This window comes from Ferruginivarius sediminum (genome assembly GCF_003344765.1).
GTDB lineage: Bacteria > Pseudomonadota > Alphaproteobacteria > Kiloniellales > Rhodovibrionaceae > Ferruginivarius > Ferruginivarius sediminum.
Map to the genome: position 1 here is coordinate 50341 of NZ_QPMH01000007.1, position 11640 is coordinate 61980.

Annotated in this window: 15 protein-coding genes; 6 read left to right on the top strand and 9 right to left on the bottom strand. The window is 67.1% G+C overall.

Annotated elements, in window-relative coordinates:
* Positions 1 to 86: 86 nt before the first annotated feature.
* The 3 genes from DRB17_RS09385 (at position 87) to DRB17_RS09395 (ending at position 3323) form a co-directional block, all read left to right on the top strand.
* A complete protein-coding gene (locus tag DRB17_RS09385) occupies positions 87 to 1880 on the top strand; it encodes a copper resistance system multicopper oxidase (RefSeq protein ID WP_114581943.1) in 1794 nt (597 codons plus the stop codon).
* 23 nt (positions 1881 to 1903) lie between these two features.
* Positions 1904 to 2713 (top strand): copper resistance protein B, encoded by an 810-nt coding sequence (locus DRB17_RS09390; RefSeq protein WP_114581944.1) that lies wholly within the window; start codon positions 1904 to 1906, stop codon positions 2711 to 2713.
* A gap of 124 nt (positions 2714 to 2837) precedes the next feature.
* A complete protein-coding gene (locus DRB17_RS09395) occupies positions 2838 to 3323 on the top strand; it encodes a DUF411 domain-containing protein (protein ID WP_206607841.1) in 486 nt (161 codons plus the stop codon).
* Between the two features lie 122 nt (positions 3324 to 3445).
* Here DRB17_RS09395 and DRB17_RS20420 read toward each other — a convergent pair whose 3' ends face one another.
* The 6 genes from DRB17_RS20420 to petA all read right to left on the bottom strand — a co-directional run bounded on the left by DRB17_RS20420 (position 3446) and on the right by petA (position 8826).
* The gene (locus tag DRB17_RS20420; RefSeq protein WP_114581946.1) at positions 3446 to 4183 is read right to left on the bottom strand and encodes a hypothetical protein; all 738 of its coding nucleotides are present in this window, start codon (positions 4181 to 4183) and stop codon (positions 3446 to 3448) included.
* Between the two features lie 140 nt (positions 4184 to 4323).
* Positions 4324 to 4710 (bottom strand): DUF302 domain-containing protein, encoded by a 387-nt coding sequence (locus DRB17_RS09405; protein WP_114581947.1) that lies wholly within the window; start codon positions 4708 to 4710, stop codon positions 4324 to 4326.
* A gap of 14 nt (positions 4711 to 4724) precedes the next feature.
* Complete coding sequence (locus DRB17_RS09410; protein WP_114581948.1) at positions 4725 to 7211, bottom strand: heavy metal translocating P-type ATPase; 2487 nt, start codon at positions 7209 to 7211, stop codon at positions 4725 to 4727.
* 3 nt (positions 7212 to 7214) lie between these two features.
* Positions 7215 to 7688, bottom strand: a complete 474-nt coding sequence (locus tag DRB17_RS09415; protein WP_114581949.1) for a c-type cytochrome — start codon at positions 7686 to 7688, stop codon at positions 7215 to 7217.
* Positions 7685 to 8107: a Cu(I)-responsive transcriptional regulator gene (cueR, locus tag DRB17_RS09420; RefSeq protein ID WP_114581950.1), complete on the bottom strand. Its 423-nt coding sequence runs from the start codon at positions 8105 to 8107 to the stop codon at positions 7685 to 7687. The genes DRB17_RS09415 and cueR overlap by 4 nt, the downstream gene beginning before the upstream one ends.
* 143 nt (positions 8108 to 8250) lie before the next feature.
* On the bottom strand, positions 8251 to 8826 hold the full coding sequence (petA, locus tag DRB17_RS09425; RefSeq protein ID WP_114581951.1) for a ubiquinol-cytochrome c reductase iron-sulfur subunit: 576 nt from the start codon (positions 8824 to 8826) through the stop codon (positions 8251 to 8253).
* A 310-nt stretch (positions 8827 to 9136) separates the two neighbouring features.
* Between petA and DRB17_RS09430 the strand changes: the two genes are divergently transcribed.
* The 3 genes from DRB17_RS09430 to DRB17_RS09440 are packed head-to-tail and all read left to right on the top strand — an operon-like array spanning position 9137 to position 10010.
* Positions 9137 to 9424: an SHOCT domain-containing protein gene (locus tag DRB17_RS09430; protein WP_114581952.1), complete on the top strand. Its 288-nt coding sequence runs from the start codon at positions 9137 to 9139 to the stop codon at positions 9422 to 9424.
* 13 nt (positions 9425 to 9437) lie between these two features.
* Positions 9438 to 9650, top strand: coding sequence for a hypothetical protein (locus tag DRB17_RS09435; RefSeq protein WP_114581953.1), 213 nt, complete (start codon positions 9438 to 9440; stop codon positions 9648 to 9650).
* Positions 9651 to 9653: 3 nt separating this feature from the next.
* Positions 9654 to 10010, top strand: a complete 357-nt coding sequence (locus DRB17_RS09440) for a YHS domain-containing protein (RefSeq protein WP_114581954.1) — start codon at positions 9654 to 9656, stop codon at positions 10008 to 10010.
* A 79-nt stretch (positions 10011 to 10089) separates the two neighbouring features.
* Here the strand turns inward: DRB17_RS09440 and DRB17_RS09445 are convergent, their stop codons facing one another.
* The 3 genes from DRB17_RS09445 to DRB17_RS09450 all read right to left on the bottom strand — a co-directional run bounded on the left by DRB17_RS09445 (position 10090) and on the right by DRB17_RS09450 (position 11399).
* Entirely contained in the window at positions 10090 to 10434 is a 345-nt protein-coding gene (locus DRB17_RS09445; protein ID WP_161958767.1) for a nucleotidyl cyclase domain-containing protein, read from the bottom strand.
* Positions 10385 to 10684, bottom strand: a complete 300-nt coding sequence (locus tag DRB17_RS20330; protein ID WP_161958768.1) for a nucleotidyl cyclase domain-containing protein — start codon at positions 10682 to 10684, stop codon at positions 10385 to 10387. Before DRB17_RS20330 ends, DRB17_RS09445 begins: the two co-directional genes overlap by 50 nt.
* A gap of 214 nt (positions 10685 to 10898) precedes the next feature.
* Positions 10899 to 11399 (bottom strand): copper chaperone PCu(A)C domain-containing protein, encoded by a 501-nt coding sequence (locus tag DRB17_RS09450; RefSeq protein ID WP_161958769.1) that lies wholly within the window; start codon positions 11397 to 11399, stop codon positions 10899 to 10901.
* Between the last annotated feature and the right edge of the window lie 241 nt (positions 11400 to 11640).

Here is an 11640-nt window from a genome sequence, read left to right on the forward strand (position 1 = left end):
CCTCTTCTTAAATGGAAAGCCGCGCGGCTGCGTTTCGCGTGAGGGGCGCGGCGTGTGTGCGAATTCAGGAATGACTGGAGAACCACATGGACATATCGGATTCCTGGTCCTGGCGGGGCTTGACCCGGCGGCGACTGCTCGAATGCGCGGGCAGCATCGCGGGCCTCACCGCATTGCAGAGCGTCATGCCCGGCATGGCCGGGGCTGCGACGGCCTTGCCGGTCGCGCCGGTAAAGCGGGAAGGTGACGCCGACGTGATCGAGCTGACGATCGCGCGCACGGAGATGGAGGTCGCCAGGCGAGCGGCCCGCCCGATCACCATCAACGGGACGGTGCCTGGTCCCGTTGTGCGGCTGCGTGAGGGCCGTGACGCGGTGATCCGGGTGACCAACCACCTGGACGAGCCGACCTCAATTCACTGGCATGGCATCCTTCTGCCATTCCGTATGGACGGTGTGCCGGGCGTCAGCTTTCCGGGCATCGCGCCCGGCGAAACCTTCACATATCGCTATCCGGTCCGGCAGAGCGGGACGTACTGGTATCACAGCCACTCGGGCCTGCAGGAGCAGCTTGGCCACTACGGCGCGCTGGTCGTGGAGCCGGCGGATGCCGAGCCCTTCACCTACGACCGGGATTATGTGGTGGTTCTCTCGGATTGGACCTTCGAGGACCCGGACAGCGTGTTTCGGAACCTCAAGGTCGCGGAAGGCTATTACAACTACCAGAAGCGCACGGTGGGAGACTTCTTCGGCGACGTGCGCGAGATGGGTGTTGGCCCGGCACTGGACAAGCTTGCCATGTGGGGCCGCATGCGAATGAGCCCGCGCGATCTGCTCGACGTCACCGGCAGCACCTACACCTATCTCGCCAACGGCTTTTCGCCCGAGGCGAACTGGACCGGATTTTTCCGGGCCGGCGAACGGGTGCGCCTACGGTTCATCAATGCTTCGGCGATGACCTATTTCGACGTTCAGGTTCCCAGACTCGAAATGACGGTCGTTCAGGCCGACGGCCAGAACGTCGAGCCCGTGGTGACGGACGAGTTCCGGATCGGTGTGGCGGAGACATACGACGTGATCGTCACCCCGACCGACAGCCGCGCCTACACGATCTTCGCGGAAGCGATGGACCGCAGCGGCTTCGCACGGGCGACGCTGGCGCCTCGAGAAGGCATGGCGGGGCCGGTCCCCGAGCGCCGGCCAGTGCCCGAACGAGGCATGGCGGCGATGGGGATGTCTATGGAAATGGGCGGTGACATGGCCGGCGATATGAAGCAGGACAAAGCCATGTCCGGCCATGCGGGCATGAACCACGATTCAGGCGGCTCAAGCCCCATGGAGATGGGAACGGGCGGGCCTGTCAGCCATGGTCCGAACGACCACGGACCGGGCGCCGCGATGGTGGCCCGGAACCCGCGCAGCCGCCTCGACGACCCCGGCGTGGGTTTGGAGAACGCGGGTCACCGCGTCCTCACCTATGCGCAGCTTCGCAGCCGCGCGCCGTGGCCCGATCGGCGCCCGCCCGCGCGGGACCTGGAGCTGCACCTGACCGGGAACATGGAACGCTACATGTGGTCCTTCGACGGCAAGAAGTTCTCGGAAGTCGACGGTCCGATCATCTTCCGCCATGGCGAACGGCTGCGCCTGACCCTGGTCAATGACACCATGATGGATCACCCGATCCACCTGCACGGGATGTGGATGGAGCTCGACACGGGCGCCGGTCCCTTGAAGCCCAGGAAACACACGATCAGCGTCAAGCCCGGCGAGCAGATCTCGGCCGAGATCACCGCCGACGCGCCGGGCGACTGGGCGTTCCACTGTCATCTTCTTTACCACATGAAGGCCGGGATGTTCCGGGTGGTCTCGGTCACGGCCTGAATCCAGGGAAGCGACACAGAGAAATGAGACGAATTCCGACGTCGCATGGCGTCTGGCGGAGAGCGAGCGCATTCGCCGGCGCCCTTGGACTGACTGCGACCATCGCGCTGGCTGGCCAACCGGCGCTCGGCGCGGAGGGGCAGGGTGTGCACGCCGAGCCGGACTGGCCGGCTCCGGTGGAAGAGCACTGGTACGGACGTGTTCTGATAGACCGGCTTGAAGTCGCCGTGGCGGAGGATGAGGAGACGCTCAACTGGGACGCCCAGGCCTGGTACGGCGGTGACGTCGACAGGGTCTGGTTCGAAACCGAGGGCGAACACGTCCTTGAGGACGGCGAGGGCGGCGAGCTGGAGACGGCGGATCTGTTCTACAGCCGGCGCGTGGCACCATTCTGGGACCTCCGCGCCGGGCCCGGCTACCAGCGGGAGTACGGCCCCGGCCCCGACCGTGACCGCTTTTTCGGGGTGCTGGGCGTGCAGGGTCTGGCGCCGTACTGGTTCGAAACGGAGGCGAATCTTCGTGTCAGCGAGGACGGTGACGTTTCCGCCGATGCGGAGCTGGAATACGATCTACTGTTGACGCAACGCCTGATCCTGCAGCCGCGTTTCGAGACCACGGTGGCGTTCCAGGATGTGCCAGAGTTCGGGCAGGGCGCCGGCATGACCGGCTTTCGCACGGGCCTGCGGCTTCGCTATGAGATCATGCGCGAGTTCGCGCCCTACCTTGGCGTGAGCTGGCGCCGCGACCTTGGCGAAACCGCCGACCTTGTCGAGGCCGAAGGCGGCGATACCTCCAGCGTCGCCGTCGTCTTCGGTGTACGGGTGTGGTTCTAATCGGCCAAGCGGGTTGAGCAGGTAATCGTAGGGCGAGTAGTGCTATCCCGTCCGAACATTCGGATAGCTGGCTTCGCCATAAACATTGCGGACAACCGCTAAATAGGCTGAACTGGAGTTGCAAATGTCACGTCTAGCAGAAACGTTGATGTTCAGCCGCCGCCGGCTGCTGGCCGGGGGTGTCCTGGCCATCGGCGGTCTTGCCGTCTCCGGTGTGTTCGCCGGGCCCGCCGGCGCCGGGAATGGCACCATCTCGGTCTATAAAAACCCCAGTTGCGGCTGCTGCGGCAACTGGGTGGACTACCTGAGGCGGAATGGCTGGTCGGTGGAAGTGACCGACCTGGACAATGTCTCGTCCATCAAGCGGCAGGCCGGTGTGCCGGACGAACTGGCCGCCTGTCACACGGCGATCGTGGACGGGTACGTGGTGGAAGGCCATGTGCCCGTCTCGGCGATCGAGCAACTGCTGCGCGAGCGCCCGAAGCTGTCCGGCATCGCGGTGCCCGGCATGCCGGCGGATTCACCCGGCATGGGCGGCGGCGGCGTGCAGGATGTAATCGGTTTCCGGCACGGGGCCGCCAAGGGGCTCTACACGCGGGCGCGGGATTGAACCGGCGCACAGGGAGAAGCAGGAAGGTCTCGGCCATTCTCGTCAGCAGTGGCCGCCAAGCGACTGCCCTGAAGTGCCGAACAGGCGCCGCCATTGCGCGGCGCCTGTTCTGTGCGCGGGGCTTAGGGCAGCGGCTGTGTCATGCCCGTCTCGGGATCGACCGCGAAGCGGTTCACGAGGGAGCCGTCCTGCGTGACGATCTCCGCGACGATAGCCCCTTCCTCGTTCGTCTCTACTTCGCCGACCTTGAGACGGGGGTTGCCGTGGCGGGCCACCCATTGTTCAAACATGGCCCGAACGTCGTCCTCCACCAGGGGCTCTTGGAGCGCCTGCTGCTGGCCGTAGCCGCGGCCGGTCATGCCTTGGCCCATCTGGCCCTGCGGCCCCATCATCATGCCCTGTCCGTAGGGCATCATCGGCATCTGTCCCTGCGGGCCCATCATGCCGGGACCCATCTGGCCCTGCGGGCCCATCTGTCCCTGCGGGCCCATCATGCCGGGACCCATCTGTCCCTGCGGACCCATCATGCCGGGACCCATCTGTCCCTGCGGACCCATCATGCCGGGGCCCATCTGTCCCTGCGGGCCCATCATGCCGGGACCCATCATCATACCGCGGCCGTAAGGCATCATCATCTGCCCCTGGGGTCCCATCATGCCGGGGCCCATCATCCCGCGCCCCATCGGCATGTTGCCGTAGGGACAGCCATAGGGCATCGCCTGCCCGTAGTTCTGGGAGCCGGTTCCGCCGTGCTTGGCGCCATGCGCGAGTGCAGGGCTGGCGAGGGCCAACATCGCGACGGAAGCAACCGCGGCGAGGGCCGTCTTCAAAGCTGGCTGATTCATAGTGATCCTTTGCATGGGTTCTCTCCATTGACGGTAAGACACTCGGGATCGATCGAGCAGCAGGCCAGTCGTCCATCCTGGACCTCGAGCCGGGACTGCCGACCGGCCCCCCGCGCACGCCCTGGCGGGCCGACGCCGGGAAGCGCGCGACGGCCCTAGGCCGTGTCGACGACGTCGCGCAGCATGTCCCGGACGTGCTCCGCGACTTCTGCGAGCTTCGGATTCTCGATCGCCTGCATCGACGCGACCGGATCCACCGCCGAAACCTCGATCTTGCCGGGAACGCTTTCCTGCACGATCACGTTGCAAGGCAGCATGGTCCCGATCTTGTCCTCGACGCCGAGCGCCTGGTAAGCCATCTGTGGGTTGCAGGCGCCGAGAATGCGGTAGGGGCGGAAGTCGACGCCGAGCTTGGCGTGAAGGGTCTTCGCCACGTCGATATCGCTGAGAATGCCGAAGCCCTTGGCCTTGAGGCTCTCCGAGACCCGCGCCAAGACCTCATCGAAACCGCCGTCGATCGTGCGCGAATAGTGGTAGCTCATGGGCGTTTCCTTTCTCAAATCCGCGCCGTTCGCAGGCGCAGAGCGTTGCCGACGACCGAGACGGAACTCAGGCTCATGGCCGCCGCCGCGATGATCGGGCTCAGCAGGATGCCGAAGAACGGGTAGAGGATGCCCGCCGCGATCGGCACGCCAAGCGCGTTGTAGATGAAGGCAAAGAATAGATTCTGCCGGATGTTGCGCATCACAGCGCGGCTCAGGTGGCGCGCGCGCACGATGCCGGCCAGATTGCCCTTGACCAGGGTGACCCCCGCGCTCTGGATGGCGACGTCGGTGCCCGTGCCCATGGCGATCCCGACCTCGGCCTCGGCGAGGGCCGGCGCGTCGTTGACGCCGTCGCCGGCCATGGCGACAACCCGCCCCTCGCTGCGGTGCTTCTTGACCACTTCGCCCTTCTGCTGCGGCAGGACCTCGGCCTCCACCTCGTCGATGCCGAGCTTGCGGGCCACCGCCTCGGCCGTGCGCCGGTTGTCGCCGGTCAGCATGACAATGCGGATGCCGTCGTTGCGCAGATCCTCGATGGCCTTCGGCGTGGTCTCCTTGATCGGATCGGCGACGCCGATGAGGCCGGCCATCTTGCCGTCCACCGCAACGAACATCACCGTCTCGCCGTCGCCGCGCAGCTCGTCGGCGCGCTTGCCGAGGTCGCCCGCTTCGATCCCGAGATCCTTCAGGAGGTGGGTGTTGCCGAGCGCCACCTGACGGCCGTCGACCGTACCGGTCACACCCTTGCCGGTGGGCGCGTCGAAGTCCTCCGCGTCCGCAAGGTCCAGATCGCGCTCGCGCGCGGCCCCGACGATCGCGGCGGCCAGCGGGTGCTCGCTGCCGCGCTCCAGGCTGGCGGCGAGGCGCAGCAGCGTGTCCTCGTCCATATCGCCGACGGGCTCGACCGCGACCACCCTGGGCTTGCCCTCGGTGAGCGTGCCGGTCTTATCGACGATGAGCGTGTCCACCTTCTCGAAGCGCTCCAGCGCCTCGGCGTTCTTGATCAGCACGCCGGCCTGGGCGCCGCGGCCGGTCCCGGTCATGATCGACATCGGCGTCGCGAGCCCCAGGGCGCAGGGACAGGCGATGATCAGCACCGAGACCGCCACCACCAGCGCGTGCGCCATCGCCGGCGCGGGTCCCCAGAGGCTCCAGGCGATGAAGGCGACGACGGCGACGGCCACCACCGCCGGCACGAAGTAGCCGGCCACCACGTCGGCGATGCGCTGGATCGGCGCGCGCGAGCGCTGGGCTTCGGCGACCATCTGGACGATTTGCGAGAGCATGCTCTCGGCGCCGACGTGCTCGGCGCGCATGACGAAGCTGCCGGTCTGGTTCAGCGTGCCGCCGATCACCTTGTCGCCGGCGTTCTTCTCGACCGGGATGGGCTCGCCCGTCACCATCGACTCGTCGACGGAACTGCGGCCTTCCAGCACCTCGCCGTCGACCGGCACCTTGTCGCCGGGGCGTACACGCAGCCGGTCGCCTTCCTGCACCCGGTCGAGCGGCACCTCCTCGTCCTCGCCGTCGTCCTTGATCCGCCGGGCCGTCGCCGGGGCGAGGTCGAGCAGGGCGCGCAGGGCGCTGCCGGTCTTCTCGCGGGCGCGCAGCTCCATCACCTGACCCAGCAGCACCAGGACAACGATGACGGCGGCCGCCTCGAAATAGACGCCGACCCCGCCTTCCGGACCCCGGAAGGTCTCAGGGAAGATGCCAGGCGCGACGGTCGCTACCACGCTGAAGGCATAGGCCGCGCCGACGCCCAGCGCGATCAGGGTGAACATGTTGAGGTTCCGGGTGACCACCGATTTCCAGCCGCGCACGAAGAACGGCCAGCCGGACCACAGCACGACCGGCGTCGCGAGGACCAGTTCGAGCCAGGTGGAGATGTGGCCGGGGAACAGGCGTTCCAGGAAGCCGGACAACCCAGGGATGAAATGGCCCATCGCCAGCACCAGGACGGGCACCGTCAAGGCGACGCCGACCCAGAACCGCCGGGTCATGTCGATCAGCTCGGGGCTGCTCTCTTGTTCGGCGGTGACCGTCATCGGTTCGAGGGCCATGCCGCATTTCGGGCATTCGCCGGGCTCGTCGCGGACGATCTCCGGGTGCATCGGGCAGGTGTACTTGGTTTGCCGCGTCGGCTGCGGCGCCGCGGGCTCCAGCGCCATGCCGCACTTCGGGCAGGAATCGGGGTGGTCGCTCTCGACGCCGGGGCACATCGGGCAGATGTACTTGCCGCTGCCGCTTGTCGCGGCGGGCGCTGTCTCCCTGTGCCGCTGGCCATGCGCGCCATGGCAGCAGGCGTGGTCCTTGCCGCCTTCGCCTTCCAGCACGGCGACCGGGTCGGCCCGGAATTTCTCGGCACAGCGCGCGGAGCAGAAATAGTAGGTCGTGCCCTCGTAGCTCGCGCGGTGCGAGGTGGCCTCTGGATCGACCTGCATGCCGCAGACGGGATCGGTGACCGTCTGGTTCGTCGTCTGGGGTGCGTCGTTCATGATCTACCTCGAGGATGTCGCCCGTTCCGTGATGTCCTTCTGGCGGGCCCGGATTTCGGCGGCCCACCACTGCTTGACGTAGGCGATCACGGCCCGAGTCTCGCGCTCGCTGAGCTTGTCGCCGAACCCCTTCATGTCGCTCTGGTAGCCTTCGGGGGCCAGGGCCGCCACGCCCTTCGACACGACGGCGTAGAGGTGCGGGTCGGGGTGGTGCCAAGTGTGGCCCGTGCCGTTCAGCGGCGGCGCCGGCATCCGGCCGTTCGCCTTGCGTTGCCGCCAGTCGGGCTGGCCGCCGCCGGCCGGGCCGTGGCACTCGACACAGTTGTTCGCATAGGTCCGCTCGCCGGTCGCAAGGAGCGCCGCCTGGTCGGCCGCGGAGGTTGCCGGTGCCCGCACGGCGGTCGCGCCGTACCACCAGCCCGCGCCTGCCGCAAGCAGCAGCACCCCGATGCCGGCAGCGATCACCGTCCGCCTCATCGACGCGGCTCCATGGCATCCGCCGGCGCGGCAATCCCGGCAAGGTCGTCGATGATCGGACAGTCCGGTCGCTCGTCGCCGTGGCAGCGCTCGATCAGATCGGCGAGGGTGTGCCGCATCGACCGCAGCTCGGCGATCTTCCGGTCGATCTCTGCGAGCTGCCGGCGCGCCACGGCCTGCACGTCGGCGCTCGACCGGCGCTTGTCGCGGTACAGATCAAGCAGCTCCTGGCAGTCCGCCATGGTGAAGCCAAGGCCGCGGGCACGCTGCAGGAAGCGCAGCATGTGCACGTCGGCCGATGAGTATCGCCTGTAGCCGTTTTCGTCACGTGCGGGCGCGTCCAGGAGGCCGCAGCCCTCATAATAACGAATTGTCTTGGGCGGTAGCCCGGACTGACTGGCGGCTTCGCCGATGTTCATGGCCGTCCACCATCGCTGACGCGTCCCGCACGACGAGATGGGGCTTCCAGTTACTGGAATGTCAAGAATCGTCGGGCGGTTCGATGCTTGGTTGTTCGCGAACGCGTGCAAAGCGGGCTCCATCAGGGTGAGATGCCGACCGGTCAGGCCGCCGGCGTCTCGCCGACACCGATTTCGACAGTGCCGTCCCCGGCAAGCCTGTAGGGCGGCAGGTAGAGGTTCTCCGGGGCGGGACCTTTGCGCACACGCCCGGAGGTGTCGTAGTGCGATCCGTGGCACGGACAGAACCAGCCGCCCCAGTCGCCGCGCGGCTCGCTCGGCTTGTTGCCCAGCGGAATGCAGCCGAGGTGGGTGCAGATGCCGATGACGATCAGCCACGCCGGCTCGTACACCCGCGCCTCGTCGCGCTGCGGATCGCGTAACGCGGCCAGGTCGACGGAGCGCGCCTGCCTGATTTCCTGTTCGGTGCGGCGGCGGACGAACACCGGTTTCCCTTGCCAGGTGACCGTGATCGCCATGCCCGGTTCGATCGGCGCCAAGTCCACCTCGGTCGACGCCAGCGCCAGGACGTCGGCGGAGGGGTTCATCGTATCGATCAGGGGCCAGAGCGCCGCGGCCGTGCCAACGACCCCCATCGCGCCGGTGGCCAGGTAGAGAAAATCCCGCCGTGTCCCGGCCCGGGTCGAAGGTGGGGGTCTCGGTTCATGAGCAGTTGGCATGGCAAAATTCTCTTTTCGTCACGGCTGTGCGATCGATCCAGGGGCGCACTCACGTGCGCGAGGCCACCCGGATCCCTGGTCCCGTCCGTCGCAGCGAACGTCGGTCGCGTACGCCTCAAACCTTTTCGCCACGATTGACCTTGCCATGACGGGAAGAAAGCGCCAGCGCCCGATTGTAACGCCGCGTAACACCGCCGGGTTCTGAAGCGTTCCGTTACAAAAAACGACCGCGGGGACATTTTCCGGATACAGAGCGGGTGCAGGCTGCTCCCAGGCTGGACACCCAGTGAGAAGCAGGAGAAGCGTCAAGATGGGAAATGTCGACTTCGCGCAATGGACGATGCCGGGCACCTGGGGATGGGGCGCCGATCACTGGATCTGGGCCAGCGCCATGCACGGCATTTGGCTCGTCGTGCTCCTCGCGCTGATCGCCATGGCCGCGATCGCGATGTTCAGGCGTCCGCAAGAGCGGCCGCGAGAGGATCCGGGCGAAAGCCCCGGGGCTATCCTCGACGCGCGCTATGCCAGGGGCGAGATCGGGCGTGACGAATACCTGGAGCGCAAGCGCGATCTGCAGTGGCGATCGGGCTCAGTGTAATGGGAGCGTGGAAATGCAGCACAGACATCTGGCGGCCGCCGAACCCTCGATTGCCGAGTTGCTCGCGGATCCCATCGTTCGTTTGCTGATGGCGCGCGACGGCGTTGGTCGCCGCGACATCGAGACTCTCATCGAGAATCTTGATCTTCGAGGGTCGAACCTCCGCTTCACGTCGACGGATCGTCCCGTCGTGCCGCCGCCGGCGGCGTCCCGCCGCGAGGATTAGATCATGGAAGCGCTGCTGTACTTTTTGTTCTGGGGTGGCCTGCTGTTCTTGATGATGCGTTTCGGCTGCGGCGCGCATTTGGTCGCCGGTCATCGGGGAAGGGGCGGGGACCCAGGCGCCTCGTCCGATGGCGGCTTGCGCTGGGTGGCGCCGGCGCGGGACACGGATCCGGTCTGTGGCAAGACCGTCCGCACGGCCGACGCCAAGCCGAGCGTCCATGACGGTCACGTCTACTACTTCTGCTCACGCGAATGCCGTGAGGTCTTCGAGGCGGCGCCAGATCTCTATATCGGCGGGCTTGGCCAGGGTGATTCCAGGGAAGATTCGGGCCAGAAACCCTTGGAGCATCATCATGCCTGAGGCGGCACCGATATTGCTGCCGGTCCCGGTGCGCTGCGCCTCCTTGTGAAGGCGTTGTCCACCCGCCTCGGTGGCGACCTCAGGATCGTCGACGTCCTGTCCGTGAGCTCGACCTGTCGTTGGCGGGTCTTCGGCTCTGATCGGCACGCTCCGGCCCTCCAACCAACTCGAAGACGTCGCCCAGATCGGGGATGCCGGTCTGCGAGGCCCGCATCACGCGCCGGGGGCGCACCTCGGGCAGGTCACGAAGCTGCTGAACCAGCCGCGCCGAGGCGGCAACGCGGCACTGCTGCCCGCTGGCCAGCCGTTCCAGGTGCGCGGCGGCGTTCAGCGTGGTCCCGAGATAGACGATCTCCCGGCGCAGGTGCCCCATCTCACCGGCGACCACGGTGCCGGCGTGCAAGGCAAAACGTAGTTCGGGCACAACACCGTAGCGCGCCTGGTACTTCATCCCTGCGCGCGGCGAGCAGGCGGCGCATCGCCAGCGCGCAGCGCACTGTCCGCTCCGCCGCATCGTCGAGCTCCGCCGGCCAGGTCACGATGATCACGTCGCCGACGTAGCGGTAGACTGTGCCGCGATAGGCGGCCACGAGGAAGGCGTGGAAGGCCACGTCGCCGAGCCGGTCTAGGATCACCCGGCCGCCCAGGAAGCGGTCGAGGTCGGTGAACAGCACGAAGGCGAGGGCGACCGGAAAGGAAACGGTGACGTCGGCTACCGACAGTTCGATGCTGGGGGCGTGAAGTCGCCCCCAGGGCGAGCGCCGCAGCCGCGGCCACCTGCGCCAGATCCCTGCGTGTGCTTGCGCTGATCATGCCCGGCGCCTCGCCAGGATGGAGGCATTCGTGCGTGGCCGACCACCGGGCAAGTCGGCGCGGCCGTGCGCGGCGTTAGTCCTCGTGATGGCCGCTCGCGCCGTGGCTTCCGCTTTCCTCGGCGTGGTGACCCTGGGGCAGCTTGACCACCTGTTGCGGGTTCATCGTGTCGCGCCCGATGGCCATGTGCACGTCCATCGGCTCACGGTCGGCGAAGTGCAGCGTCACTGGCAGGGCCTTGCCCGTCGGCAGGTCCACCTTGAGCCCCTCGAAACGGATTTCCAGACGCTTCGGCGACAAGGTTTTGCCGTTGCCGACGGTCACCGTCTCCGTGGACTGGCCGTCGAGTAGCAGATGTACGCGCTCGGCCGCGGCGCTGGTGACGTTCACAAGCTCGATGGCCGACTCGCCGCGGTTGACGATGGTGGGATGGCCCGTGGTGTCGCCGCCGGCCTCCGCCGATGCGACCCAGGGGTGGGTCACCATGATGCCCGCCTGTTGCTCGGTATGCGCCAGGGCACCCGCTGCTGCGGCGACTGCCAGCGTCAATCCAAGGACCAGGGCTTGCCACTTCATCGGATCCTCCTTTGAAGCCATGACTGCCACTGCCGCCCACGCCTTGCCACGTTGGCTCCAGCCGGCGACTTTGCAAGCACTTCTGCGATCAAGGCCTCCCAGCTCGCCGCGCGCCCGCACCGGCGCCTGACGGGCGTCGGTCGTGGACCGATTTTCACGATGTTGACCGGCGGGTTGCTTCTGATGCCCGGAAACGCGAGGAGGCCGGATTTGGCACAGGGCCATCGGAGCGATGCTCAGA